We start from the raw sequence: 26,548 nt of genomic DNA on the forward strand, positions 1-26,548 counted from the left end.
GTCCCTGAGAAGGGGTCAGGGGCACACCCTGATGCGTCCGCGTGCGCGGGCGTGGAACCATCGGTGGCGTGGCAGCACCCGGTTCCGACCCCCGATCCCTCGCCCCCGACGCCGTGCCGGCGGGCGGCACCGACCCGACCGCGCCCGACGGCGGACGGCCGCCGTACCGCCGGCTCTACCGCAGCCCGCAGCGGCGGATGCTCGGCGGCGTCGCGCAGGGGCTCGCGGTGCACCTCGGGCTCCCGGTGCGGTGGGTGCGGCTCGCGTTCGTGCTGCTGTTCTTCGCACAGGGGATCGGCACCCTGCTGTACGCGGCGTTCTGGTTCGTGGTGCCGATCGGCATCGGCGAGCCCGCGCAGCGCGGCGCCGCCCACTGGGTGTACGTCAACGGCGCCTTCGTCCCGACCGGTTCGGGGCAGCAGCCGGGCGGCGCGCTGAGCAAGGGCCGCGGCGGCTGGCTCGGTCGGCTGCGCGAACTGCTCCAGCACGCCCTCCAGGGCGAGCCGGCCGCGGCCCCCGCGGAGGGGGAGGACGGCGCGGGCGGCAAGACCGGGCAGGGCGGCCTCGGCCAGCTCGCGGCCCTGGTGATGATGGTGATCGGCATCACCGCCCTGCTCAACGCGCTCGGCCTGCAGACCGCCAAGCCGTACACCTGGCCGCTGCTGGCGATCGGCGTCGGCGTCGCGCTGGTCTGGCGGCAGGCCGACGACTCGCGCTGGCAGCGCTGGTTCGGCCTGGAGGAGAGCGACAAACGGCGCGGCGCCTACACCCGGGTCGGTGCCGGCGTGCTGCTCGTGGTGGCCGGCACCATCGCCTTCCTCGCCATGCAGGGCAGCGGCTCGACGCTCGGCTCGGTGGTCGAGGCCTCGCTCGCGGTACTCGCGGGGGTGCTGGTGCTGCTCGGCCCGTACGGGCTGCGCCTGTGGCAGGACCTCGGTGCCGAGCGCACCGCGCGCATCCGCGCCCAGGAGCGGGCCGAGATCGCCGCGCACGTCCACGACTCGGTGCTGCACACCCTGACCCTGATCCAGCGCCGGGCCGAGGACCCCAAGGAGGTGCTGCGGCTGGCCCGTGCCCAGGAGCGCGAGCTGCGGCTGTGGCTGTACCGCCCGGAGGCCGCCGCCGAGGCCGCGCCCGACACCATGGCGGAGAGCCTGCGCGCCGTCGTCGCCGAGGTCGAGGACCGGCACGGCGTCCCGGTCGAGGTCGTGATCGTCGGCGACTGCCCGATGGACGAGCGGATCGCGGCCCAGATGCAGGCCGCGAGGGAGGCGACCGTCAACGCGGCCAAGTACGGTGGCGGGGGACCGGTCCAGGTCTACGCCGAGGTGGAGGGGAAGACGGTGTCGGTGTTCGTCCGCGACCACGGTCCCGGCTTCGACCCCGACACGGTGCCCGAGGACCGGATGGGCGTACGGGAGTCGATCATCGGCCGCATGAAGCGCAACGGCGGCACCGCACGGGTGCGGCCCGCGCCGGACGGCGGGACCGAGGTCGAGCTGGAGATGGAGAGAACGAATGACTGAGGCAGCGCCGGAGCGCACCGCGAGAGTCGTCCTGGTGGACGACCACCGGATGTTCCGCACCGGGGTCCGGGCCGAGATCGGCCGCACCGAGGCGACCGGCATCGACGTGGTCGGCGAGGCCGACGACGTCGAGTCGGCGGTCCGGGTCGTCGCCGAGACCCGGCCGGACGTGGTGCTGCTGGACGTCCACCTGCCCGGCGGCGGCGGTGTCGAGGTGCTGCGCCGCTCGGCCGGGGTGATGGGCGAGCAGGGCGGGGTCAAGTTCCTCGCCCTGTCGGTGTCGGACGCCGCCGACGACGTGATCGGCGTCATCCGCGGCGGCGCGCGCGGCTACGTCACCAAGACCATCACCGGCACCGACCTGGTCAACGCGATCTTCCGGATCGCCGACGGCGACGCGGTGTTCTCGCCCCGGCTGGCCGGCTTCGTCCTGGACGCCTTCGCCGCCACCGACACCCCGCCGGTCGACGAGGACCTGGACCGCCTCACCCAGCGCGAGCGCGAGGTGCTCCGCCTGATCGCGCGCGGCTACGCGTACAAGGAGATCGCCAAGCAGCTCTTCATCTCGGTGAAGACGGTCGAGAGCCACGTCTCCGCCGTCCTGCGCAAGCTCCAGCTGAGCAACCGGCACGAACTGACCCGCTGGGCCACCGCCCGCCGTCTGGTCTGAACCCCGGCCTGGGCGGCCGAGCCGGTGTGCCGCTGAGCCGGTGCCTCGCTGAGCCCATGCGCCGCTGAGCCCCCGGTCGCGAGCCCGCCCGGTCCGGTTCCTCCGGGCCGGGCGGGCTTGTCGGTGGGTGGCCATAGACTCGGAGTGCCATGAGTAGCCTCTTTGACGACCTCCCGCTCCCCGGTTTCGAGGCACCCGCCGCCGGGTCGAAGCAGCCCGCCGTGCCCCTCGACGAGGAGCCCCCGCCGTACGAGGACGACGCCCCGTACGAGGCCTACGAGGAGGCCATCCCGGAGGGGCTGTTCCAGACCGACCACGCCGCCGAGACCGCGCGGGACGCCTGGTACCGCAACGGCGCCGCCCGCACGGTGGTGGATCCGGCGCAGCTGCTGGAGGGCATGAACGACCCGCAGCGCGAGGCGGTGCTGCACGCGGGCTCGCCGCTGCTCATCGTGGCCGGCGCCGGTTCCGGCAAGACCCGGGTGCTGACCCACCGGATCGCCCACCTGCTGGGCGCCCGCGGCGTGCAGCCGGGCGAGATCCTGGCGATCACCTTCACCAACAAGGCCGCCGGCGAGATGCGCGAGCGCGTCGAGGCGCTGGTCGGCCCGCGGGCCCGGGCGATGTGGGTGTCCACCTTCCACAGCGCGTGCGTGCGGATCCTGCGCCGCGAGTCCAAGGTGCTGGGCTTCACCTCCAGCTTCTCGATCTACGACTCGGCCGACTCGCAGCGGCTGATGTCGCTGGTCTGCCGCGACCTCGACCTGGACCCGAAGCAGTTCCCGCCGAAGTCCTTCACCGCGAAGATCAGCAACCTGAAGAACGAGCTGATCGACGAGGAGACCTTCGCCGACCAGGCCGCCAACCCGATGGAGAAGAAGCTCGCCGAGGCGTACACGCTCTACCAGCGGCGCCTGCGCGAGGCCAACGCGCTGGACTTCGACGACATCATCATGACGACGGTGAACCTGCTCCAGGCCTTCCCCGACGTCGCGGAGCACTACCGGCGCCGGTTCCGGCACATCCTGGTCGACGAGTACCAGGACACCAACCACGCCCAGTACATGCTCGTCCGCGAGCTGAGCGGCGGATCCGTCGCGGCCGCGCCGAAGCGCACCGTGGACGGGGAGTTCGTGAACCCGGCCGCCGGGCGCCTGTCCGAGGTGCCGCCGGCCGAGCTGTGCGTCGTCGGTGACGCGGACCAGTCGATCTACGCCTTCCGCGGCGCGACGATCCGCAACATCCTCCAGTTCGAGGAGGACTACCCGAACGCGACCACGATCCTGCTGGAGCAGAACTACCGTTCCACGCAGACCATCCTGAGCGCCGCCAACGCCGTCATCGAGCGCAACGCCAACCGGCGCGAGAAGAAGCTCTGGACGGCCGGCGAGCACGGCGAGAAGGTCGTCGGCTACGTCGCGGACGACGAGCACGGCGAGGCCCAGTTCATCGCCGACGAGATCGACCGGCTCACCGACGCGGGCGACGCCAAGCCCGGCGACGTCGCGATCTTCTACCGGACGAACGCCCAGTCCCGCGTGTTCGAGGAGGTGTTCATCCGGGTCGGCCTGCCGTACAAGGTGGTCGGCGGGGTGCGCTTCTACGAGCGCAAGGAGGTCCGGGACGTCCTGGCGTACCTGCGGGTGCTCTCCAACCCGGAGGACACCGTGCCGCTGCGCCGGATCCTCAACGTGCCCAAGCGCGGCATCGGCGAGCGGGCCGAGGCGATGGTCGACGCGCTGGCCGCGCGGGAGCGGATCTCCTTCGCCCAGGCGCTGCTGCGCGTCGACGAGGCGTACGGGATGGCCGCGCGCTCGGCCAACGCGGTGAAGAAGTTCAACGTCCTGATGGCCGGGCTGCGGCAGGTCGTCGAGTCGGGCGCGGGCCCGGCCGCGGTGCTGGAGGCCGTCCTGGAGGAGACCGGCTACCTGGCCGAACTCCAGGCCTCCACCGACCCGCAGGACGAGACCCGGGTGGAGAACCTCCAGGAACTCGCCTCCGTCGCCCTGGAGTACGAGCAGGACCCGGGCGAACGGCCCGACGCCGACGAGGAGGGCACCCCGCCGGTCGGCTCGCTCCCCGACTTCCTGGAGCGGGTCGCGCTCGTCGCCGACTCCGACCAGATCCCGGACGACGAGGAGGGCCGGGGCGTCATCACGATGATGACCCTGCACACCGCCAAGGGCCTGGAGTTCCCGGTGGTCTTCCTGACCGGCATGGAGGACGGGATCTTCCCGCACATGCGGGCGCTCAACCAGGTCAAGGAGCTGGAGGAGGAGCGGCGGCTCGCCTACGTGGGGCTCACCCGGGCGCGGCAGCGGCTCTACCTGACCCGCTCGGTGCTGCGCAGCGCCTGGGGGCAGCCCGCGTACAACCCGGCCTCGCGGTTCCTGGAGGAGATCCCGGAGAACCTGGTGGAGTGGAAGCGGACGGGGGCGGCGCAGGCGCCGGCCGCGCGCGGCTTCTCCTCGGGGTCGTCCTGGGGCAAGTCCTCGTCGGGGGGCGGCGGTTCGCGCTCCTCGTCGGGTTCTTCGGGCTCGTCGGCTTCGGCGAAGCCGAAGGCGGGCTGGGGGCAGTCGGCGCGGCGCGGCGGCCAGGTCGTCGAGCGGGACGCCGTCTCGCTCGCGGTCGGGGACCGGGTCACCCACGACACCTTCGGGCTGGGCACGGTGGTGGGCGTCACCGGCGTCGGCGACCGGGCGCAGGCCACGGTCGACTTCGGTTCGGAGGGCCGCAAGCAACTGCTGCTGCGCTACGCGCCGGTGGAGAAGCTCTAGCCTTCCCTAGCGGGGGTCGAGCCCGTTCGAGAGGAACCACGGCAGCGGGTCGACCGGCCCGCTGCCGGCCGGGCGGATCTCGAAGTGCAGGTGCGGCCCGGTGCTGTTGCCGCTGCTGCCGACGAAGGCGATGACGTCGCCCTGCTTCACCGGCCCCTTGCGGACCTTGTACGCCCGCAGGTGGCAGTACCAGGCCTCGGTGCCGTCGGACATCTTCAGCACCGTCATGTAGCCGTACGACGGGTTCCACTGCGTGCGGATCGTGCCGTCGGTGACGGCCATCACCTCGGAGCCGCCGTCCACCGGGAAGTCGATGCCGGTGTGGCGGTTGGCCCAGTGGGTGCCGGCCTCGCCGAACAGCTCGCCGAGGCCGTGCCGGGCGACCGGCATGACCACCTTGGGCTTGACGGGCTCGGCGCTCGGCTGCGCGTCCGGGGTGCCCTGGGCGTCGGCGGGCTGGGCGCCGGCCAGCGGCTGGCGGGCGTCACCGCGGGAGGCCTGGGCCGGGTCGCCGGCCGCGACCGCCTGCCGGGCGGCCGTCCTGGCGGCTTCGGCGCCGCCGTCGGCCGGGTTGTCCGGGCTCTTCGGGCTGTCCTGGGTGCCCGGGGCGTCGACCGCCGTCCGTGCCGTCCGGCCGGCCGCCTGGGCGTGCTGATCGGCCTCGTCCCGCACGGTGACGGCCGCCGCGGCGGCGACCCCGAGCGCGGCCACCGACGGCAGCGCGACCCGCAGCAGTGCGGTTCTGGTGGCGGCCTTGGCGGCGCCGCGGCGCTGGGCGCGGGACTGCTCGCGGGCGGCGAGGCGCAGCTCCGCACGGGTCGGGCGGGCGGCTGCGTCGGGAGCCATCGGGGGCTGCCTCCTCGGTGGGCCTGGGGCGCGTCGTCGGGCAGGGGAGCGGCGGGGAGAAGCGGCGGGGAGAAGCGGTACCGGGGAAGCGGTACCGGGGAAGCGGGGAGAAAACAGCCGAGACTGTATCCGCAAGGCCGACGCCCCGGAAAAACCTCCGGTTGTCAAGAGGTCGGCCGGGGGTCTGTGCGGTGGACGGGTGGACGGGCATACCCACTGGCAGCAAGGCCGGGGGCTGTGACTTTGCCCTCCTCTTGGGAGGTGGCGCGGCCAACCGGGCCGGGTGGCGCTAACCTCCCCTCAGGTTGGTTATCGACCGTTAACCGCACCCGTGGCCCGCGAGGTCCGGTCGGATGGTGGACGACGAGGTCCAGGAGGCAGTCATGAGTGTGTCGGGGCCGATCCGTGTGGTGGTCGCCAAGCCGGGGCTCGACGGTCACGACCGTGGCGCCAAGGTCATTGCGCGTGCCCTGCGCGACGCCGGTATGGAGGTCATCTACACCGGGTTGCACCAGACGCCCGAGCAGGTCGTCGACACCGCGATCCAGGAGGACGCGGACGGCATCGGGCTGTCGATCCTCTCCGGTGCCCACATGACGCTGTGCGCACGGGTGCTGGAGCTGTTGAAGGAGCGCGACGCGGCGGACATCAAGGTCTTCTGCGGCGGGATCATCCCGGACGACGACATCGCCGAGCTCAAGGCGATGGGCGTCGCGGACATCTTCACCCCGGGCACGTCCACCCGGGACGTCGTGGCCTGGGTCGCGGCCAATCTGCGGGCGGCCGGCTGAGGTTGACGGTGCGGGACGGGCCGGCCCCAGGCTTCGGCGGGGCCGGCCCGTCCTGTCGTCCTGTCGTCCTGCCGTTCTGTCGCTTCGGGAGCGGGCGTCAGGTACCAGGTGTCAGGAATCGAGTTCGGCGAGCATCGCGGCCCGGAAGCGCAGCGTCCCGGCCAGCCGGGCGAAGGTCTCCGACCAGGCGGAGTCGGGCGCGGCCCCGGCGGCCAGCTCCTCCACGGCGGACGCCGTCTCCGGGGCGAGCGCGCGTTCCGTCATCCCGAGCACCCCGCTGTGGCTCCACGGGTACGCGCCGGAGCCGGCGGCGCGGGCCAGGGCCGTCACCACGGCGGTGGACAGCGGCGGCGTCCACGGCGTGCCGCAGGCGCCGAGCAGCTGGAAGGCCTCGCCCAGGCCGTGCACCTCGATGAACGCGGCCGTCCAGGCGGCCCGCTCCTCGGGCGGGAGGACGGCCAGCAGCTTGGCGGGGGCGCCGGTGACGCGGGGCGCGCGGGCCCGTCCGGCGCCGCGGGCGGGCGGTGCGGGTGCCGGGCCGAGCAGCGCCCGGGCCCAGTCGGCGTCGTGCTGGCGGACGGCGGCGCGCGCCCAGGCCTCGCGCAGGTCGTCGGCCCAGCTGCTGCTGGTCTCGTCGATGCTGTCGCCGACCCGCAGGGCGAGCAGCTGCTCGGGTGTCAGGCCGGTGCTCTCGGGCCAGAGCCGAAGCGGTGCGGCGGCGATCACCTCGCCGAACCACCAGGCCCGTTCGCCGCGCCCGGTGGGGGACTTGAGCGGTATGCCGTCGCGCTGCATGGCCGCGTCGCACTCGGCGGGCGGGGTGACCAGCAGGTGCGTCCCGGTCGCGGCGAGACGGACGGCGGCCCCCGCCCGCTCGGCCATCCGCCGGGCGAGGGCCGAGCCCGGCAGGGTGGAGAGCAGTTCGGCGGCGGTGGCGCGGACGTTCTTGCTGCGGTCGCCGAGGGCGGCCTCCAGGAAGGGCTCGTCGGCGGCGGAGAGGCCGTCCTGGAGGGAGTCCAGGAAGAGCAGGCGGTCCTCGGCGCGCTCGGTGGACCAGGTGCCGCTCAGCAGCTCCAGGCCGGCGGCCGGATCGCGGCGGCGCAGCAGGGTGAGGTGGGTGACCCGCTCGGCGAACAGGCCCTCGTGCCACAGCTGGTGGTCGACGGGCCCGCCGGGCTGCTCGGCCGGATCGGGGGCGGCGGTGCGCAGCACGAAGCGCCAGTCGGGGTTCTGTTCGGCCAGCCAGCGGCCCAGCGGTCCGGCCAGCGCGACGGCGTCGGAGCGCAGTTCGCTGCGGGCGCGGGCGGCGTCGAGCAGGCCGGGTATCAGTGCGCCGGGCGGGCGCAGGCCCCGGGCGCGGGCGGTGGCGAGCCACTGCGGGAGCAGTTCGGCGAGGTTGGCCAGGGTGGCGCCGCCGCTGCCGCCGGACCGGCCGGCCAGCAGGACGGCGAGCCGGCGGGCGGCCGCCGCGGGCAGCTCGGGGCGCCCGTCCTCGGGCGCGGGCGGGCCGGGCGGTCCGGCGGCGGGGACGGGCAGGGCGCCGGCCCGGCGGCGGACGGTGGCGAGGGCGGCCAGCTCCAGCAGCGCGGTGGCCGGGTCGGCCTGGTCGACGGTGTCGGCGAGCGGCAGGGTGGTGGCCGGGAGCGGGCGGCGGTCGGTGCCGAGCAGGGCGGTGGTGTGCAGGGTCTCCCACGGGTCCTGGGTGATCGTCATCTTCGATGCTCCTGACGTGTGCTGGACGCTAGACGGTGGTGAGGCCGATCGGGCGGTCGTGGCCGGCCCAGGCCGTGACCGGGGCGAAGCCCTGGTGGCCGTACTCGCCGAAGACCGTCAGCGGGCGGCCGGTGGAGACCGCGGCCAGCCGCCACAGGGCCGCCTCCGGGAGGGCGGAGGTGCGGACGGGCAGGGTGTGGTGGCCGTCCGTCAGGTACCAGCTGTCCGGGGTGCGGACGGGCACGGCGCCGGCGAGGACGGTCGGCCAGCTGTCCAGCCACGGGTCGTCGGCGACGGCGGTGCCGTAGCCGGCCACCGCCTCGGCGACGGTGAGGCCGTCGGGCGGGCCGGCCGGGCCGGGCCCGGGGGCGCCGTAGCGGGTGCCGAGGGCGGCGCGCAGCGGGCGGGCGCCGGGGTGGAAGGCCAGGTCGGCCTCCAGCAGGTGGCCGGTGGGCAGGGCGAGGTCGGGGGCCTGACCGGGACGGCCGAAGGCGAGCAGCAGGGCGGGGCGGCCGGTCTTGGCGCCGCGCAGCCAGACCCGGCGGGTGGTGAGCCGCTCGTCGGCGGAGTCGCGGCTGCCGAGCACCTGCCAGCGGTCGCGCACGGTGGGGCCGGCCAGGATCTCGGCGGTGTCGGTGGGGTAGCCGACCCGGGTGCGGACGGTGGCGGCCAGTTCGGCCGGCAGCTCGTCGACGCGGGTGGCGGCGGTGGCGAGCAGGTGCAGCATCGCGTACTCCTCCAGGAGCCGGTCCTGCGGGGCGGCGTCGAGTTCGCGGACCCGGGTGGCCAGGCCGGGGGCCTGGGCGTCGACCATCCGGGCGGCGACCTCCTCCCAGGGCCCGGCGGTGGACTGGTCGGCCAGGCCGTGCCGGATCCGGTCGGCGAGGCGCAGCCGCAGCTCGGCCGCGCCGGCCGCCACCCGGGCGCCGCGCCGCTCGGCCCGGCGGCGGGCGGCGGCCGGGTCGGCCGGGGGCGCGGCGCGCTTCTCGGCGCGCTCCTCGCGGGACGTGAGCCAGTCGGCCGCCCACGCGGCGGGTTCGGCGGCGGGGACGGTCTCCGGGGCGCCGCTCCACAGCAGGAGGAGCCCGAGCGCGTGCTTGCACGGGAACTTCCGGCTGGGGCAACTGCACTGGTAGGCGGGCGTGGCGAGTTCGATCACGGTGCGGTACGGCGTGCTGCCGCTGCCCTTGCACTCGCCCCAGAGCGCGGTGCCGTCGGTGCCCGCCCCGGACCAGGGCGCGGGCGAGGAGAGCTTGCCGGCCGCCTTCTGCGACGCGGCGTCAGGTGCCAGGGACAGGACGTGTTCGGTGCTCCAGCGTTCCTCCATGCGACCGACGGTAGGCGGTGCCACTGACATCGGCTGACTGCCCGTCGGGAGCGCCCCGGGGTTTGTCAGTGCCGGGGTGCAGGGTGGTTCCCACAGGCCGGGACGCCGGCCCCAGCTCCCCCCGATCACCCTGCCGCCGGGGCACCCGTGTGCCCGGCGGCCGACCCGAAGGAGCCCCCGTGACCGACGTTCTGCGGCAGCATGCCGAGGACGCCTTCGCCGGTGAACTGGCCGCGCTGGCCGCGCAGGACGACCGTCCGCGCCCGGAGCGCTGGAAGCTCTCGCCGTGGGCCGTGGCGACGTACCTGCTCGGCGGCGAACTGCCCGACGGCACCCCGATCACCCCCAAGTACATCGGCCCGCGCCGGGTGGTGGAGGTCGCCGTCACGACCCTGGCGACGGACCGCGCGCTGCTGCTGCTCGGCGTGCCCGGCACCGCGAAGACCTGGGTGTCCGAGCACCTGGCCGCCGCGATCAGCGGCGACTCCACCCTGCTGGTGCAGGGCACCGCCGGCACCCCGGAGGAGGCCGTCCGGTACGGCTGGAACTACGCCCGGCTGCTCACCGACGGCCCGAGCCGGGACGCTCTGGTGCCCTCGCCGCTGATGCGGGCGATGGCGGACGGCAAGCTCGCCCGGATCGAGGAGCTGACCCGGATCCCGGCCGACGTGCAGGACAGCCTGATCACCATCCTGTCCGAGAAGACGCTGCCGGTGCCGGAGTTGGGCGGCGAGACGCAGGCGGTGCGCGGCTTCAACGTGATCGCCACCGCGAACGACCGCGACCGCGGCGTCAACGAGCTGTCCAGCGCGCTGCGCCGGCGGTTCAACACCGTCGTGCTGCCGCTGCCGGGCTCGCTGGAGGAGGAGGTCGACATCGTCACCCGCCGGGTGAACCAGCTCGGCCGCTCCCTGGAACTGCCCGAACTGCCCGGCGGCGCCGAGGAGATCAGGCGGGTGGTCACCGTGTTCCGCGAGCTGCGGGCCGGGATCACGACGGACGGGCGGACGAAGGTCAAGAGCCCGAGCGGCACCCTCTCCACGGCGGAGGCGATCTCGGTGGTCGCCAACGGCCTCGCCCTGGCCACCCACTTCGGGGACGGCGTGCTGCGCGCCGGGGACGTGACGGCCGGCATCCTCGGCGCCGTCGTCCGGGACCCGGTGGCGGACCACGCGGTGTGGCGCGAGTACGTCGAAGGGGTGGTGCGCGAGCGCGACGGTTGGAAGGACTTCTACCGGGCCGCCCGCGAGGAGGTGCGATGACCGAGGACGTCGCGCTGCTCGGCATCCGGCACCACGGCCCGGGCTCGGCCCGGGCGGTGGCCGCCGCGCTGGAGCGGTGGCGGCCGGACGCGGTGCTGATCGAGGGCCCGCCGGAGGCCGACGGCATCGTCCACCTCGCGGCCGGGAACGGCCTGGTGCCGCCGGTCGCGCTGCTGGCCCACGCGGTGGACGACCCGGCGAGGGCCGCGTTCTGGCCGTACGCCGAGTTCTCCCCGGAGTGGGTGGCGATCCGCTACGGCGTCGAGCGGGAGCTGCCGGTCCGCTTCATCGACCTGCCCGCCGGGTACGGCCTCGGCCCCGCCCCGGAGGCCGGGGAGCCCGGGGAGCCGGGGGAGCCCGCCGGGCCGGTCGCCGACCCGCTGGCGCTGCTCGCCGAGGCGGCCGGGTACGACGACCCGGAGCGCTGGTGGGAGGACGTGGTCGAGCACCGCGCGCCCGCGGCGCCCGGTACGGACGGCGGCGGGGACGACCCGGACGGACTGGCGCCGTTCGCCGCCGTGGCGGAGGCGATGGCGGCGCTGCGCGCGGAGGGCCTCGGCGAGTCCCGGCGGGACGACCTGCGCGAGGCGTACATGCGCCAGCAGATCCGGGCCGCCCGCCGCGCCGGGCACCGCCGGATCGCCGTGGTCTGCGGGGCCTTCCACGTGCCCGCGCTGGCGGTGCTGCCGACGGTCGCGCACGACCGGGCGCTGCTCGCCGGACTGCCGCGGAAGGTGAGGACGGACATCACCTGGGTGCCGTGGACGCACCGCCGGCTCTCCCAGGCCACCGGCTACGGCGCGGGCGTGCGGTCGCCGGGCTGGTACCACCACCTGTTCAGCACCGAGGGCGATCCGGTGCCGCGCTGGCTCACCCGGGCCGCCGAACTGCTGCGCGCCGAGGACCACCCGGTCTCCTCCGCCCACGTCATCGAGGCGGTCCGGCTCGCCCGCACGCTGGCGGTGCTGCGCGGCCGCCCGCTGGCCGGGCTGACCGAGACCCTGGACGCCGTCCGCGCGGTGCTCTGCGAGGGCTCGGACGTCGCCCTGGAACTCGTCCGGGACCGCCTGGTGGTCGGCGACGCGCTCGGCGAAGTCCCGGACGCGGCACCGGCGGTGCCGCTCCAGCGGGACCTCACCCGCTGGCAGCGCACGCTGCGGCTCAAGCCCGAGGCCGCGCCGAAGGACCTCGACCTCGACCTGCGCAAGGACACCGACGCGGCCCGCTCGCGGCTGCTGCACCGGCTGCGGCTACTGGGCGTCGACTGGGGCGTGCCGGCCCGCTCGGCGGTCAACTCGACCGGGACGTTCCGGGAGAGCTGGCGGCTGTGCTGGCAGCCCGAGTTCGCGGTCCGGATCGCCGAGGCCGCCCAGTGGGGCACCACGGTGGAGGAGGCGGCGACCGGCAAGGCCGTCGGCAGTGCCCGCGCCGCCGTCGAACTCGCCGAGCTGACCGGGCTGGTGGAGACCTGCCTGCTGGCCGGGCTGGCCGGCGCGCTGCCCGCCGTGATGCGGGTGCTCGCCGACTGCGCTGCCCTGGACACCGACGTCGCGCACCTGGCCGGGGCGCTGCCCGCGCTGGTCCGGGCGCTGCGCTACGGCGATGTGCGCGGCACCGACCACGGCGCGCTCGGCGAGGTCGCCACCGGCCTGGCCGACCGGATCTGCGTCGGGCTGCCGCCCGCCTGCGTCGGGTTGGACGCCGAGGGGGCGGCGGCGATGCGCGGCCGGCTCGACGAGGTGCACGGCGCGATCGGCCTGCTCGGCCCGGCCGCCCGTCCGGAGCCGGACGCCCCGGACGGATCAGCGGGCCCGGGCACCCCGGCAGCCTCCCCGGGCCCGGCCGGTTCCGAGGGCCCGGCCGGTTCCGAGGGCCTGGCCGACCGCTGGGCCGCCGCCCTGCGCTCGCTGGCCCGCCGCGAGCCCGCCGGCGGCCCGGCCACCGGAGCCCCCGGCCTGCTGCGCGGGCGCGCCGTCCGGCTGCTGCTGGACGACGGCCGGCTCGACTCCGAGGAGGCCGCCGGCCGGCTGCGGCTGGTCCTGTCCACCGCCAACGCCCCGGCGGACGCGGCCGGCTGGATCGAGGGCTTCCTCACCGGCGGCGGCGCCCTGCTGCTGCACGACCCGCGCCTGCTCGCCCTGCTCGACGAGTGGCTGACCGGCGTGCCCGGCGAGGTCTTCACCGACGTCCTGCCGCTGCTGCGCCGCACCTTCGCCGGGCTGGAGGCGGGCGTCCGCAGCACCATCGGCGGCAGGGTCGCGGCCGGCCCGCTCGGCGAGGCCCCGGCGGCCCGGACCCCGGGCGGCACCCTCGACCGGGTCCGGGCCGACGCCGCCGTCCCGGTGGTGGCCCTGCTGCTCGGCGCCCGCCCCCGGATCCCCCGGCAGGCCGTCGGCCGCAACACCTGACACCCGTGAAGGAGGACCTGATGGCGACCACGACCGACGAACGGCTGCGCCGCTGGCGGCTGGTGCTCGGCGGCGAGGCCGACGGCACCGGCTGCGCCCTGCGCGGCCGGGACGCCGCGATGGACGGCGCCCTGGCCGCGCTCTACCGCGGCGCGCCCGAGGAGGGCGGCCGGGCGGCCCGCGGCGGCCGGCGCGGCGCCGGGCTGGGCGGCTCGGCCCCGCAGGTGGCGCGCTGGCTGGGCGACATCCGCGAGTACTTCCCGTCCACCGTCGTCCAGCTGATGCAGCAGGACGCGATCGCCCGGCTAGGCCTGGAGCGGCTGCTGCTGGAGCCCGAGATGCTGGAGGCCGTCGAACCGGACGTGCACCTGGTCGGCACCCTGCTGTCGCTCAAGCACGCGCTGCCCGAGACCACCCGGGAGACCGCCCGGGCCGTGGTCGGCAAGGTGGTCGCCGATCTGGAACGCCGGCTCGCCGACCGCACCAGGGCCACCCTGGGCGGCGCCCTCGACCGCAGCGCCAAGGTCAACCGGCCCCGCCACCGCGACATCGACTGGGACCGCACCATCCGGGCCAACCTGAAGAACTACCTGCCCGAGCACGGCACCGTCGTGCCCGAGCGGCTGGTCGGCTACGCCCGCGCCCAGCGCGCGGTGAAGAAGGACGTCATCCTCTGCATCGACCAGTCCGGCTCGATGGCCCCGTCGGTGGTGCACTCGGCGGTGTTCGGCGCGGTGCTCGCCTCGATGCGCACGCTGGACACCCGGCTGGTCGTCTTCGACACCTCGGTGGTCGACCTCACCGAACAGCTCACCGACCCGGTCGACGTCCTGTTCGCCACCCAGCTCGGCGGCGGCACCGACATCAACCGCGCGCTCGCCTACTGCCAGTCGAGGATCACCCGGCCGTCCGAGACCGTGGTCGTGCTGATCAGCGACCTCTACGAGGGCGGCATCCGGGACGGCATGCTCAAGCGCGTCGCCGCGATGAAGGCGGCCGGCGTCCAGTTCATCGCCCTGCTGGCGCTCTCCGACGAAGGTGCGCCCGCCTACGACCACGCCCACGCCGCCGCCCTGGCCGCCCTGGGGGCCCCGGCCTTCGCCTGCACCCCGGACGCCTTTCCGGAGATCATGGCCGCGGCGATCGAGAAGCGCCCGCTGCCGGTGCCTGACCAGGGAGTGTGAGGATTCACCCGGACGTGCGAACCGGCCGACCGGCGGACGGGGGGTGCGCCGACCGCCCCCGTAGGCTGTCTGTGACGGTTCTCACCACGGACGGGCAGGCCCCGGGCGAAACAGTCCCGTCGTACGGGGATAACCTGCCAGACGGACGTGACGCGCGTGTTGATTGACGTGTGCGCCCGTGGCTGTGTGGGCCGCAAGGCCGTACCTCTGCGTACCCGCACCGCCCCGACGACCCGCAGCGAAGATCCTGCCGTGGCACGCTCGTAGAGACACAATCCGCGACCACGAACAAGGACAAACACGTGGACCTGTTCGAGTACCAGGCGAGGGACCTCTTCGCCAAGCACGGTGTGCCCGTGCTTGACGGTGATGTGATCGAGACCGCCGCAGACGCTGCCGCCATCGCGGAGCGCTTCGGCGGCCGCGCCGTCGTCAAGGCTCAGGTGAAGGTGGGTGGCCGAGGCAAGGCCGGTGGCGTGAAGCTCGCCTCCGACCCGGCTGACGCCGTCGCCAAGGCCGAGGCGATCCTCGGCATGGACATCAAGGGCCACACCGTCCACAAGGTGATGCTGGCCCAGACCGCGGACATCAAGGACGAGTACTACGTCTCGTTCCTGCTGGACCGCACCAACCGCACCTTCCTGGCGATGGCCAGCGTCGAGGGCGGCGTGGAGATCGAGGTCGTCGCCGAGGAGAACCCCGACGCGCTCGCCAAGATCCCGGTCGACGCCAACGAGGGCTGCACCCCGGAGAAGGCCGCCGAGATCGTCGCCGCGGCGAAGTTCCCGGCCGAGATCGCCGACCAGGTCGCCGACGTCCTGCAGAAGCTGTGGAAGGTCTTCATCGCCGAGGACGCCCTCCTCGTCGAGGTCAACCCGCTGATCAAGTCCGGCGAGGGCAAGATCATCGCGCTTGACGGCAAGGTCTCGCTGGACGAGAACGCCGAGTTCCGCCAGCCCGAGCACGAGGCCCTGGAGGACAAGGCCGCAGCCAACCCGCTGGAGGCCGCCGCCAAGGCCAAGGGCCTGAACTACGTCAAGCTCGACGGCCAGGTCGGCATCATCGGCAACGGCGCGGGCCTCGTGATGAGCACCCTCGACGTGGTCGCCTACGCCGGTGAGAACCACGGCGGCGTCAAGCCCGCCAACTTCCTCGACATCGGCGGCGGCGCCTCCGCCGAGGTCATGGCGAACGGCCTGGAGATCATCCTGGGCGACCCCGACGTCAAGTCGGTGTTCGTCAACGTCTTCGGCGGCATCACCGCCTGCGACGCGGTCGCCAACGGCATCGTGCAGGCCCTGGAGCTCCTGAAGAGCAAGGGCGAGAACGTCACCAAGCCGCTGGTCGTCCGTCTGGACGGCAACAACGCGGAGCTGGGTCGCAAGATCCTCGACGACGCCAACCACCCGCTGGTCCAGCGCGTGGACACCATGGACGGCGCCGCTGACCGCGCCGCCGAGCTGGCCAACAAGTAAGGAAGGGGACTTTCACACCATGGCTATCTTCCTTACCAAGGACAGCAAGGTCATCGTCCAGGGCATGACCGGCTCCGAGGGCATGAAGCACACCCGCCGCATGCTCGCCTCCGGCACCCAGATCGTCGGCGGTGTCAACCCGCGCAAGGCCGGCACCACGGTCGACGTCGACGGCACCGAGGTGCCCGTCTTCGGCGGCGTCGCCGAGGCCATGGAGAAGACCGGTGCCGATGTCACCGTCATCTTCGTGCCGCCGAAGTTCACCAAGGACGCCGTCGTCGAGGCCATCGACGCCGAGATCGGCCTGGCCGTCGTCATCACCGAGGGCGTCCCGGTGCACGACACCGCCGCCTTCTGGGCGTACGCCGGTTCGAAGGGCAACAAGACCCGGATCATCGGCCCGAACTGCCCCGGCCTGATCAGCCCCGGACAGTCGAACGCCGGCATCATCCCGGCCGACATCACCACCTCCGGCAAGATCGGCCTGGTCTCGAAGTCCGGCACCCTGACCTACCAGCTCATGTACGAGCTGCGGGACATCGGCTTCTCCTCGGCCGTGGGCATCGGCGGTGACCCGGTCATCGGCACCACCCACATCGACGCCCTCAAGGCGTTCCAGGAGGACCCGGAGACCGAGCTCATCGTCATGATCGGTGAGATCGGTGGCGACGCCGAGGAGCGTGCCGCGGCCTACATCGCCGAGCACGTCACCAAGCCGGTCGTCGGCTACGTCGCGGGCTTCACCGCCCCCGAGGGCAAGACCATGGGCCACGCCGGCGCCATCGTCTCCGGCTCCTCGGGCACCGCCCAGGCGAAGAAGGAGGCCCTCGAGGCCGCCGGTGTCAAGGTCGGCAAGACGCCGTCCGAGACCGCCCGCCTGGCGCGCGAGATCATCGCCGGCTGACGTCGGTCGACCGCGCAGCGAGCGCCCCTGCCCGTGAAGGGCAGGGGCGCTCGCGCGTCCGCGGACGCCGTCAGTACGGCGTGGGCCCGGTCGTGCACGGCAACGGTGACCACAGCGGGCAGACCTCCGGACCCTGCGGCGGCGGGGCGCCCGCCCCCCGGGCGACCGCCGGCAGCTCCCACCGCGCGGCGGCCTGCGGCGCCGACTCCATCACGACCGCCTCCACCCCCGGCGTCGGGCTGCACCACAGGCTGCGGACGACGTTCGGCGGCCCGCCCGGCAGCGCCGGCACACCCGGCTCGCCCGCGCCCGCCGCCGACAGGCACATCGCCGGCTCCGGCGGCTCCGGGGACCGGAACAGCGTCACCGGCCGGATCCCCACCAGCGTCGCCAGCGCCGCCCCGCCCACCGCCGCCGTCAGCAGCGCCGCCGCCCCCGTCCGGCTCGCGGTCCACAGGCGGTGCCGGGCCCGCAGCACCGGCACCGGGGGCCGGTGCGGTTCCGGGCAGCCCCGGACCGCCGCCCGGTGCAGCAGCCCGCTCAGGCCGTCCGCGAACCCCGGCGCCGCCGGATCCGGCCCCAGCAGTTCCGGTACCCACCGGGCCAGTGCCGCCCGGGCCGCCCACACCCGCCCCTCGGCCGCCGCCAGCGTCGACTCCACCTCCACCGCGACCGCCGCCGCCGGCAGGCCCAGCCCGTCGTGCAGCACCAGCGCCCGGCGCTGCGGCCGGGACAGCCGCCGCAGTGCCTTCAGCAGCGCCCGGTCCCGGTCGGTCAGCCGGTCGTGATCGGGCAGCACCGCCTGCGACTCGTCCGCCGGCCGCACCCGGATCCGCCGGTGCGGCAGCTTCCAGGCGTGCATCCGCCGGGGCCCGCCCCGGTGCCACGGGGACAGTGCCAGCTCGCACGCCCGTACCCGCACCCACCCTTCCGGATCCCCCGTCGCGGCCACCTCCGCCCAGCCCCGGCGCGCCGCCCCGAACGCCAGCCGGACGCAGTGCGCCGCCCGGTGCCGGCAGGCGGTCAGCAGGAACACCTGCTGCACCAGCCGGGTGTGCGCCTGCTCGTACAACTCCTCGAAGCTCCCGGCCGGCCCGGCCCGCTCGCCGTCGGCCGGCGTGGCCACGTGGGCGGGCCGCCCGGGGTCGGCGGCCGGGCCGTCGGGTCGGTCCTGCGCCGCGGGCGGGGTGTCGCGGGTGCCAGGCGGTGTCGTGGTGACGGCGGGTGTGCTGATGCTCCCTCCCGGGGCGGTCTGGGCGTTCTGGGCATTCGGGGCGTTCTGGGCGGCGGCGTGGGCGGCCTGGCCGGGGTGCGCGAGGGCGGGCCCGGCGTGCTCTCCTCCGGTGCCGAGGACGGGCGGGCGCTGCGGTGCGGGGTCGGGGGTACGGGGGTCGGCGGCAGGGCCCGCCTGGACGTCGCCCGGTGCGTCGGGGCCGCCCGGTGCGTCGGGGCGGGGCGGTGCGTCCGGGCCGGGCGGTGCGGGGTCGGGGCTCTTCGGGCGGGCGGTGGTGAGGGCGACGGCCTCGGCCTCGGTGGCCGCGCCGAGTTTGCGCATGGCCCGCTGGACGTAGCTGCGGGCGGTGGCCGGGGTGACGCCGAGGGCGGCGGCCGACTGCTGGAGGTCGCGGCCGGCGGCGAGGTGGGCGAGCACCTGGGCCTCACGGGGTGTCAGTTTCCGTAGGAGGCGGGCCGCGTCCTGGTCGGGGTGGGTGGTCCGGGGCTTGCGGGCGCGGTTCCCGGGGGTGGGGGAGTCGGCGCCGGCGGGGTGTTCGGCGGTGGGTGGCGTGGTCATCAGACGCTCCGGGCCGGTCCGCCGGCGGCTTGGGGATCGGGTCTGAAAATGCGCATAAGCCAATAATCTGGGACACGGCGGCGGTTTGCCGCTTCACGAGGCATGGCGAGTCGCCTTGGCACCATGAGGCGCATGACGCAGCTGATGGGCCGTCCGATCCTGGAACTGCCGGGCGAACTGGGCGGACGCCCGTTGCCGGCCGACCTGTTGGCGGGGGTGCGGACGGCGCTGGTCGGCCTGGCGGTCGTCGGGGTGCCGGTGCTCGGGCTCTGGGTGGCGACGCCGTACGCGGACAACGGGGCGACCGGCGCCACCCGGTTGGCGGGGGCGTTGTGGCTGCTCGGGCACGGCGCGCCGGTGCTGCGGGGGGACGCGGGCGCGCCGCTGACCGTCACCCCGCTGCTGCTGGGCGTGCTGGCGGTGGCTCAGCTGTACCGGGCCGCCGCCGGGGTGGCGTCGCGGCGCGGGCCCCGGCCGCGCTGGGGCGGCCCGGTTGCGGTGTGGGCGGGCTACTGCGCGGTCGCGGTGGTGGTGGTGCTGCACTGCACGGGCGCCGGGCTGTTCCGGGCCAGGGTGCTGCCGGACGTGCTGGTGGTGGGGTTGCTGGCCGGGCTGGCGACGGCGGCGGGCGCGCGTTCGGCCCGGGCCGCCGGCCCCGACGCCCCGCCCCGCCGCCCGGCGTGGCAACTGCTGGACCGGCTGCCCGCGCCGCTCCGACCGGTCGGCGGCGCGGCGGCGGTGCGCGGCTCGGTGCTGGCGGCCGGGGCGGGCCTGGTGGCGGCGGGCGGGGTGCTGGTGGCGGTGGCGGCGGCGCTGGACGCGGCGTCCGGGGGCGGGCACGGGATGGCGGTGCTCGGGCGCGGACCGGCGGCCCTGGTCGGGCTGCTGCTGCTCGGGGTGGTGCTGCTGCCGAACGCGGTGCTCTGGGGGACGGCGTACGCCCTGGGCCCGGGGTTCGCGGTGGGTTCCGGGACGGTGGTGGCGCCGGGCGGCACCGTGCTGGGCCCCGTCCCGGAGTTCCCGATGTTCGCCCTGCTGCCGGCGGAGGGCCCGGGGGGCTGGCGGCTGGCGGCACTGCTGCTGCCGGTGCTGGCGGGGGTGGTGCCGGCGGTGCTGCTGGGCCGGGCGGCGGCCGGCCCGCGCGCGGCGGCCCGGGCCGACGACAGCGATGGCGTCGACGACGGTGACGGGGGCGGCGACGGACCGTGGCCGCTCGCGGCGACGGTGGTGGCGGTGCTGGCGGCGGCGCTGCTGACGGGCGCCGCGGTGGCGGCGGCGGGCTGGCTGTCGGGTGGCGCGCTGGCGGGCGGCCGGATGGCCCGGCTGGGACCGGCGCCCTGGTGGACGGGACCGGCGGCGGCGGGCTGGTTCGCGCTGGTGGCCGTGCCGGGCGCGCTGCTGGTCCGCCATCGGGCGCTGTGCCCCGCAACGGTCCCGGAGGCCGACGAAGAGGTCGACAGAGAGGTCGACGGGCAGACCGCCGAGAAGCTCGACGCGTACGCCGACGAGGAGGTCCCGCCCGCGGCCCGCGCCCGGTCGGCCGAGCGGCTGCGCCGGGGGGTGCTGCTGCTGCGGGCCCGCGGGTACGCCGCGGTGCTGCGCCTGGGCGGGCGGGCCCCCGGGAACGACTAGCCCTGTCCGTCCTGGGCCTTGTCGGGCAAGACCGGACGGACAGGATCTAGAAGGCTGATGAAGATCTTGAAAACGCGCCCGGCTTGCACCAGTTCGACCTGGTTGACATTTCCTGGCAAACCGGGGTGAATCGGGTGTCCGAAGCAAGATCTTCAGGAGACTTCTAGCCCGCGTTCCCGGTGAAGTCGACGTACCACTTGGGCGCGAACCGGTCGCAGTTCTCGGCGCCGACGGAGGTCAGCGAGTCCCGGACGCAGGTGACGTAGTCGTTGTAGTACATCCCGAGGCCGATCACCGAGGTCGCGACCACGACGGTCATCGCGCCGGTGAGGATTCCGGCGAGCGCGGCCGGGGTGAGCGGGTTCGGGGCGGCGGGCTGGTGGGCGGCGCCGGTGACGGCGGCGGCCGGGGCGGGCTTGGGGGTCCGCAGTGCGCTGACGCCCCACACGATGCCGAGCGCGCCGACGAACAGGGCGGCCCAGTGGAAGCCGACGAACAGGCAGACCAGCGCGAGCGGTCCGGCCAGCGCGGCGTTGCGGGCCCGGCGCTGGGCGGGGTCGGCGGGGTCGAGCTTGGGCGGCTGCGGGGCCGGGGGGTTGGGGCGGCCGTCCTCGGGCCGGCCGAGGCCCCAGGGATGCGGCGGCGGGAGCTGCGGGCGTTCGCCGGTGCCCTGGCCGCCGGTGTCGTCCCGGCCCTCGCCGGGCCAGGGGTTGCGCGGCTGCCACGGCTGGTCCGGGGCATCCGCCGGCGGCGGCGCGAAGGGGTTGCGCTCGCCGGTGTCGTCACCGCTGCTCATGGTTCAGCCATTCCTTCTCGGTCGGAGGGGCGGTCTCCCGCCTCCCCTATGATCCCGCAGCCGTTCGCCGGTCCTCCGGCGGCCTGCCCGCTGCGCGGGTGCCGGGCGGGCCCGTGCCCGGGGCAACTCCGCCGCGCGGGACGGAGGAGATCCCCGTCTCAACTACGCGCGTAGCGCCGCCAGGAGGGTGCGGAGGCCGTCCGACCAGCCGTTATCGTGGTGACGGTCAGCAGCTCGCAGAGGTTCCCGGGTGCCCGCGTCGCGGTGGGTTCTCCTGGTGTTCCCCCTCGCTCGACCTGCCGTTCGTAGTGGCCCCACCACCGGTGGACGTACCAGCGGGCGGCGCCCGACCTACGGAGAATCGCGCAGTGGCCGCCGCCCCCGCCCAGCTCTTCCCGCCCCGTACGCCCGGACCGGCCCGCCTGGTGGTGCTCGTCTCCGGTTCCGGCACCAATCTGCAGGCGCTGCTCGACGCCGCCGCCGATCCGGCGTACGGCGCCGAGATCCTCGCCGTGGGTGCGGACCGCGACGGCATCGCGGGCCTGGAGCGGGCCGAGAAGGCGGGCCTGCCGGTCTTCGTCCACCGGGTGAAGGACTTCGCCGACCGGGCCGACTGGGACCGCGCGCTGACCGCCGCCGTCGCCGCCCACGAGCCGGACCTGGTGGTCACGGCCGGTTTCATGAAGATCCTCGGGCCCGAGTTCATCGCGGCCTTCGCCGGGCGGATCGTCAACACCCATCCCGCGCTGCTGCCCTCCTTCCCCGGCGCCCACGGCGTCACCGACGCGCTCGCGTACGGGGTGAGGGTCACCGGTTGCACCGTCCACCTGGTCGACGCCGGGGTGGACACCGGGCCGATCATCGCGCAGGGCGTCGTCGAGGTCGTCGACGCCGACCACGCCGATGGCGGCGAAGCGCTGCACGAGCGCATCAAGACTGTCGAGCGCAAGCTGCTCGTCGACGTCGTGGGCCGGCTGGCCCGCGAGGGTCACCGCATCGAGGACCGAAAGGTATGGATTCCGGCACATGAGTGAGCGGAGCGAGCGAATCATCGAGAATGGTGCCCGGCGCGCAGCGCCCACCGAGCGCAGCGAGGTGGGAGCATGAGTGCCAGCTCCACCACGCCCCCCGTTTCGGAGAACATCCGTCCGATCCGTCGCGCGTTGATCAGCGTGTACGACAAGACCGGTCTGGAGGAGCTGGCCCAGGGCCTGCACGCCGCCGGGGTCGCGATCGTCTCCACCGGCTCCACCGCCGGCCGGATCGCCGCCGCCGGCGTCCCGGTGACCGAGGTCTCCGAGCTGACCGGCTTCCCGGAGTGCCTGGACGGGCGCGTGAAGACGCTGCACCCCCGCGTGCACGCCGGCGTGCTCGCCGACCTGCGGCTGGAGTCGCACCGCGCGCAGCTGGCCGAGCTGGGCGTCGAGCCCTTCGACCTGGTCGTGGTGAACCTCTACCCGTTCAAGGCCACCGTCGCCTCGGGCGCCACCCCGGACGAGTGCGTCGAGCAGATCGACATCGGCGGCCCGAGCATGGTCCGCGCCGCGGCCAAGAACCACCCGTCGGTGGCCGTGGTGGTCGACCCGGCCCGTTACGACGACGTGCTGCGCGCCGTCCAGGAGGGCGGCTTCGACCTGGCCACCCGCAAGCGCCTGGCCGGTGCGGCGTTCGCGCACACCGCCGCGTACGACGTCGCGGTCGCCTCCTGGTTCGAGGCCGGCTACGCGCCGAGCGACGAGCGGTTCCCGGAGTTCCTGGGCGCCACCTGGGAGCGGCAGAACGTGCTGCGCTACGGCGAGAACCCGCACCAGGGCGCCGCGCTGTACAGCGACGGCAGCGGCGGCCTGGCCGGCGCGGAGCAGCTGCACGGCAAGGAGATGTCGTACAACAACTACGTCGACACCGACGCCGCCCGCCGCGCCGCGTACGACCACGCCGAGCCGGCCGTCGCGATCATCAAGCACGCCAACCCGTGCGGCATCGCGACCGGCGCGGACGTCGCCGAGGCGCACCGCAAGGCGCACGAGTGCGACCCGGTCTCGGCGTACGGCGGCGTGATCGCGGTCAACCGCCCGGTCACCGTCGAGCTGGCCGAGCAGATCGCCCCGATCTTCACCGAGGTCGTGGTGGCCCCCGGCTACGAGGACGGCGCCGTCGAGGTGCTGGCCCGGAAGAAGAACCTGCGGGTGCTGCTGGCCCCCGAGGCGCCGGCCAACCGCCAGGAGCTGCGCCCGGTCTCCGGCGGCGTGCTGCTCCAGGACGCCGACCGGGTGCAGGCCGAGGGCGACGACCCGGCGAACTGGCGGCTGGCCACCGGCGAGGCGCTCTCCGAGGCCGAGCTGGCCGAGCTGGCCTTCGCCTGGCGGGCCTGTCGGGCCGTCAAGTCCAACGCGATCCTGCTGGCCAAGGGCGGCGCCTCGGTGGGCGTCGGCATGGGCCAGGTCAACCGGGTCGACTCCTGCAAGCTCGCGGTCGAGCGGGCCGGGGAGCGGGCCAAGGGCGCGTACGCGGCCTCGGACGCGTTCTTCCCGTTCGCGGACGGCCCGGCCATCCTGATCGCGGCCGGCGTCAAGGCGATCGTCCAGCCGGGCGGTTCGATCCGGGACGAGGAGGTCGTCGCGGCGGCCGCCGAGGCCGGGGTGACGATGTACTTCACCGGTGCCCGGCACTTCTTCCACTGATCGCGTTCCACCGCTCGCCCGGCGCACCGCCCGGGTGACGGCATGACAGAGCGGCCCGGCTCCTCCGGAAGGGGAGCCGGGCCGCTCGTCGTCCGATCAGCTCGGACGGGGCCGGTCAGTAGCGCGGCCGGGCGAACCAGGCGACGCCGTCCTTGACGCTCATCCCGACGATCATCGTGATCGAGACCGCGAGCCACATCAGCGTGAAGACGATGCCGACCGGGTTGGCGTTGTTGGCGAACGAGCCGGCCAGCCCCAGCAGGCCGAGCAGCGCGCCGAACGAGCCGTACACCAGGGTGGTGATGCGGACCGCGGGCCCGCCCTTGCCGAACTTCACGCCCAGCGTGATGGAGAAGGCCGCGAACAGCGCGCACACGATGCCGACGACCACCAGCACGCCGGCCGCCGCGTTGCCGAAGCCGTTGAACGGGTCGCTCCCGTCGATCTCCTGGGCCCGGTTGGTGACCTCCTTGGCCGCCGCGGCGGCTATCAGGTAGATGCCCCCGCCGATGATCTGCACGGCGCCGATGATGAACAGCAGCACCCGGGTGGTGACCACCAGGCCCGGCATGTTCTGCGGGACGGCCGGCGGGTAGCCGTAGCCCGGTCCGCCGTAGCCCGGCGCGGGCGGCGGGTAGCCGTACCCGGCCGGCGGGGCCTGCTGGGGGTAGCCGTAGCCGGGAGCCTGCGGGGGCTGGCCGTACGGGTTGTTCGGGTTGTTCGGGTCGGGCGGGTAACTCATCGATGCCTCCGGGCAGTTGCGGGGACGTGGGGACGGGACGGAGGGCCCGGTTCCGGTTGGCGAGTCGGGTCGCCGGTGGAACGGGACGCTAACGGAGGGGAGTGACAGCCCGGAGCGGAGCCGGGCGCGGCCGGCTCAGACGCGCGGTGAGAGCGCTGAGAACGGTGAGAGCGGAGTCGTCGACGGGCCCGCTGCGGGCAGGACGGCGCCGCAGTGGTCGGGCGGCTCGGTCTGAAGTGGTCGGCTCACGTGCTCTTTCCCCCGGGTACGCCCCCGCCGGGTGTCCGTCGGCCCGTCACCGGGCCGGGTCGCGGCAGGGAATGCCCGCATATCGTCAACCGGACGGCGGGGCCGTGTCCAGCCGGTTCCGCGCGCCGGACCGAGACTGTGGCGCAACCGCAACGTGGTCCAGGCCTTCCGTACCCGTCCGACCGGAAGGCGGAGGTGGGGCCCGCCTCCGGCTCCCGCCCGCCGAGCGCCCGCCGAACGCCCGCCGAGCAGACGGCAGGAGGACGGCGGGAGCTCGAAGACGGGCCCTGGTACGGCGGCTTGCCCCGATCCGGGAGAATGGGGTCATGACTGCCCAGATTCTCGATGGCAAGGCCACCGCCGCCGCGATCAAGTCCGAACTCGCCGCCCGCGTGGCGGTCCTCAAGGCGAAGGGCGTCACGCCCGGCCTCGGCACCGTCCTGGTCGGCGACGACCCGGGCAGCCGCTGGTACGTCAACGGGAAGCACAAGGACTGCGCCGAGGTCGGCATCGCCTCGATCCAGCGCGAGCTGCCCGCCACCGCCACCCAGGAGGACGTCGAGAACGTCGTCCGCGAGCTCAACGCCGACCCCTCCTGCACCGGCTACATCGTCCAGCTGCCGCTGCCCAAGGGCCTGGACCAGAACCCGGTCCTGGAGCTGATGGACCCGGACAAGGACGCCGACGGCCTGCACCCGACCTCGCTCGGCCGGCTCGCCCTGGGCATCGAGGGGCCGCTGCCGTGCACCCCGCTGGGCATCGTCGAGCTGCTGCGCCGGCACGACGTCGAGATCGACGGCGCCGAGGTGGTCGTGATCGGCCGCGGCGTCACCGTCGGCCGCTCGATCGGCCTGCTGCTGACCCGCCGCAGCGAGAACGCCACCGTGACCCTGTGCCACACCGGCACCCGGGACCTCGGCTACCACCTGCGCAAGGCCGACATCATCGTGGCCGCCGCGGGCGTGCCGCACCTGGTCAAGCCGGAGGACGTCAAGCCGGGCGCGGCGGTGCTGGACGTGGGCGTCAGCCGCAGCGAGGGCAAGATCGTCGGCGACGTGCACCCGGGCGTGGCCGAGGTGGCCGCCTGGATCTCCCCGAACCCCGGCGGCGTGGGCCCGATGACCCGCGCGATGCTGCTCAACAACATCGTCGTGGCGGCCGAGCGCCGCGCCGGCGTCTGACCCCGCGACCGACACCACCACGAGGGACGGCGAGCATGACGGAACCGCGACCGGCGCGGACCCCGCGCAGGCCGGTCAAGACCACCGGCACCCTGCCGCCCGAGGGCGCGGCCGCAGCCCTCGGGCGCGACCACACCCTGCCGGTCCGGCAGTGGCCGATAACGCTGGTCCTGCTGGTGGTCGGGGCCGGCCTCGCGGTCACCTGGTTCGCCGACTTCAAGGACGGCTTCAAGTACGGGCTGCTGATCCTCGGCTGCGGGGTGCTGCTCGGGGCCGTCCTGCGGCTGGTGCTGCCCGAGGTCGGGATGCTGGCGGTGCGCAGCCGCTTCACCGACGTGATCGTGCTGACCTTCCTGGGAGCGTCGATCGTGCTGCTGACCCTGGTGGCGCAGCCGAACCCGTGGCTGGAGATCCCGTTGCTCGACAACATCGGCAAGTTGATCGGCCGGCCCAAGCACTGACGCCGGGGTGACCGTGACGGCCCCCGCCCTGCGAGCCAGGGCGGGGGCCGCCGTCCGTTGTGACGCATCAGCCAGGCCCGCACCCGCGGCGTACGCTTCCCTTTGCGATAACCTGACGCCGGTCTCTCGAT

At 74.7% G+C, this 26,548-nt stretch carries 20 protein-coding genes; 14 read left to right on the forward strand and 6 right to left on the reverse strand.

What is annotated here, in order from left to right; all coding sequences use genetic code 11:
- Positions 1 to 68: 68 nt before the first annotated feature.
- The 3 genes from ACIO9K_RS16560 (at position 69) to pcrA (ending at position 4,973) form a co-directional block, all read left to right on the forward strand.
- Positions 69 to 1,526 carry a PspC domain-containing protein gene (locus ACIO9K_RS16560; protein ID WP_400330364.1) on the forward strand — a complete coding sequence of 486 codons (1,458 nt, stop codon included), beginning with the start codon at positions 69 to 71 and terminating at the stop codon, positions 1,524 to 1,526.
- Entirely contained in the window at positions 1,519 to 2,196 is a 678-nt protein-coding gene (locus tag ACIO9K_RS16565) for a response regulator transcription factor (protein WP_350877187.1), read from the forward strand. Before ACIO9K_RS16560 ends, ACIO9K_RS16565 begins: the two co-directional genes overlap by 8 nt.
- A 149-nt stretch (positions 2,197 to 2,345) precedes the next feature.
- Entirely contained in the window at positions 2,346 to 4,973 is a 2,628-nt protein-coding gene (gene pcrA, locus ACIO9K_RS16570) for a DNA helicase PcrA (protein WP_400330367.1), read from the forward strand.
- A gap of 6 nt (positions 4,974 to 4,979) precedes the next feature.
- Here the strand turns inward: pcrA and ACIO9K_RS16575 are convergent, their stop codons facing one another.
- Positions 4,980 to 5,819 (reverse strand): peptidoglycan DD-metalloendopeptidase family protein, encoded by an 840-nt coding sequence (locus tag ACIO9K_RS16575; RefSeq protein WP_363625918.1) that lies wholly within the window; start codon positions 5,817 to 5,819, stop codon positions 4,980 to 4,982.
- A 383-nt stretch (positions 5,820 to 6,202) separates the two neighbouring features.
- Between ACIO9K_RS16575 and ACIO9K_RS16580 the strand changes: the two genes are divergently transcribed.
- The gene (locus ACIO9K_RS16580; RefSeq protein ID WP_063351339.1) at positions 6,203 to 6,610 is read left to right on the forward strand and encodes a cobalamin B12-binding domain-containing protein; all 408 of its coding nucleotides are present in this window, start codon (positions 6,203 to 6,205) and stop codon (positions 6,608 to 6,610) included.
- 111 nt (positions 6,611 to 6,721) lie between these two features.
- Here the strand turns inward: ACIO9K_RS16580 and ACIO9K_RS16585 are convergent, their stop codons facing one another.
- On the reverse strand, positions 6,722 to 8,323 hold the full coding sequence (locus ACIO9K_RS16585; RefSeq protein ID WP_400330371.1) for a DUF5691 domain-containing protein: 1,602 nt from the start codon (positions 8,321 to 8,323) through the stop codon (positions 6,722 to 6,724).
- A 28-nt stretch (positions 8,324 to 8,351) separates the two neighbouring features.
- On the reverse strand, positions 8,352 to 9,650 hold the full coding sequence (locus tag ACIO9K_RS16590; RefSeq protein ID WP_400330374.1) for an SWIM zinc finger family protein: 1,299 nt from the start codon (positions 9,648 to 9,650) through the stop codon (positions 8,352 to 8,354).
- Between the two features lie 149 nt (positions 9,651 to 9,799).
- On the opposite strand from ACIO9K_RS16590, the gene ACIO9K_RS16595 reads away from it, so the two are divergent.
- The 5 genes from ACIO9K_RS16595 (at position 9,800) to sucD (ending at position 16,883) form a co-directional block, all read left to right on the forward strand.
- Positions 9,800 to 10,912 carry an AAA family ATPase gene (locus ACIO9K_RS16595; protein WP_063349017.1) on the forward strand — a complete coding sequence of 371 codons (1,113 nt, stop codon included), beginning with the start codon at positions 9,800 to 9,802 and terminating at the stop codon, positions 10,910 to 10,912.
- The gene (locus ACIO9K_RS16600; RefSeq protein WP_400330377.1) at positions 10,909 to 13,320 is read left to right on the forward strand and encodes a DUF5682 family protein; all 2,412 of its coding nucleotides are present in this window, start codon (positions 10,909 to 10,911) and stop codon (positions 13,318 to 13,320) included. The genes ACIO9K_RS16595 and ACIO9K_RS16600 overlap by 4 nt, the downstream gene beginning before the upstream one ends.
- Before the next feature lie 20 nt (positions 13,321 to 13,340).
- Positions 13,341 to 14,504, forward strand: coding sequence for a VWA domain-containing protein (locus tag ACIO9K_RS16605; protein WP_363625908.1), 1,164 nt, complete (start codon positions 13,341 to 13,343; stop codon positions 14,502 to 14,504).
- Between the two features lie 302 nt (positions 14,505 to 14,806).
- Positions 14,807 to 15,979, forward strand: a complete 1,173-nt coding sequence (gene sucC, locus ACIO9K_RS16610; RefSeq protein WP_363625906.1) for an ADP-forming succinate--CoA ligase subunit beta — start codon at positions 14,807 to 14,809, stop codon at positions 15,977 to 15,979.
- 19 nt (positions 15,980 to 15,998) lie between these two features.
- On the forward strand, positions 15,999 to 16,883 hold the full coding sequence (gene sucD / locus ACIO9K_RS16615) for a succinate--CoA ligase subunit alpha (RefSeq protein ID WP_063349021.1): 885 nt from the start codon (positions 15,999 to 16,001) through the stop codon (positions 16,881 to 16,883).
- A gap of 70 nt (positions 16,884 to 16,953) precedes the next feature.
- On the opposite strand, the gene ACIO9K_RS16620 is transcribed toward sucD, so the two are convergent.
- Positions 16,954 to 18,675 (reverse strand): sigma factor-like helix-turn-helix DNA-binding protein, encoded by a 1,722-nt coding sequence (locus ACIO9K_RS16620; RefSeq protein ID WP_400330382.1) that lies wholly within the window; start codon positions 18,673 to 18,675, stop codon positions 16,954 to 16,956.
- A 132-nt stretch (positions 18,676 to 18,807) separates the two neighbouring features.
- Here ACIO9K_RS16620 and ACIO9K_RS16625 point away from each other — a divergent pair, with 132 nt between their 5' ends.
- Positions 18,808 to 20,307 carry a DUF6350 family protein gene (locus ACIO9K_RS16625; protein WP_400330385.1) on the forward strand — a complete coding sequence of 500 codons (1,500 nt, stop codon included), beginning with the start codon at positions 18,808 to 18,810 and terminating at the stop codon, positions 20,305 to 20,307.
- Positions 20,308 to 20,470: 163 nt separating this feature from the next.
- Here ACIO9K_RS16625 and ACIO9K_RS16630 read toward each other — a convergent pair whose 3' ends face one another.
- The gene (locus ACIO9K_RS16630) at positions 20,471 to 21,103 is read right to left on the reverse strand and encodes a hypothetical protein (protein ID WP_363625900.1); all 633 of its coding nucleotides are present in this window, start codon (positions 21,101 to 21,103) and stop codon (positions 20,471 to 20,473) included.
- Positions 21,104 to 21,471: 368 nt separating this feature from the next.
- Here ACIO9K_RS16630 and purN point away from each other — a divergent pair, with 368 nt between their 5' ends.
- Entirely contained in the window at positions 21,472 to 22,137 is a 666-nt protein-coding gene (purN, locus tag ACIO9K_RS16635) for a phosphoribosylglycinamide formyltransferase (RefSeq protein WP_063349026.1), read from the forward strand.
- A gap of 69 nt (positions 22,138 to 22,206) precedes the next feature.
- Complete coding sequence (gene purH / locus ACIO9K_RS16640) at positions 22,207 to 23,784, forward strand: bifunctional phosphoribosylaminoimidazolecarboxamide formyltransferase/IMP cyclohydrolase (protein ID WP_363580194.1); 1,578 nt, start codon at positions 22,207 to 22,209, stop codon at positions 23,782 to 23,784.
- Between the two features lie 115 nt (positions 23,785 to 23,899).
- On the opposite strand, the gene ACIO9K_RS16645 is transcribed toward purH, so the two are convergent.
- Positions 23,900 to 24,526 (reverse strand): hypothetical protein, encoded by a 627-nt coding sequence (locus ACIO9K_RS16645; protein ID WP_363580196.1) that lies wholly within the window; start codon positions 24,524 to 24,526, stop codon positions 23,900 to 23,902.
- Positions 24,527 to 25,101: 575 nt separating this feature from the next.
- On the opposite strand from ACIO9K_RS16645, the gene ACIO9K_RS16650 reads away from it, so the two are divergent.
- Complete coding sequence (locus ACIO9K_RS16650; RefSeq protein WP_363580198.1) at positions 25,102 to 25,956, forward strand: bifunctional methylenetetrahydrofolate dehydrogenase/methenyltetrahydrofolate cyclohydrolase; 855 nt, start codon at positions 25,102 to 25,104, stop codon at positions 25,954 to 25,956.
- 35 nt (positions 25,957 to 25,991) lie between these two features.
- A complete protein-coding gene (locus ACIO9K_RS16655; protein ID WP_063349030.1) occupies positions 25,992 to 26,417 on the forward strand; it encodes a DUF3017 domain-containing protein in 426 nt (141 codons plus the stop codon).
- Positions 26,418 to 26,548 lie beyond the last annotated feature (131 nt).

The organism is Kitasatospora sp. NPDC087271, from assembly GCF_044744605.1.
In the GTDB taxonomy this organism is placed as follows: domain Bacteria; phylum Actinomycetota; class Actinomycetes; order Streptomycetales; family Streptomycetaceae; genus Kitasatospora.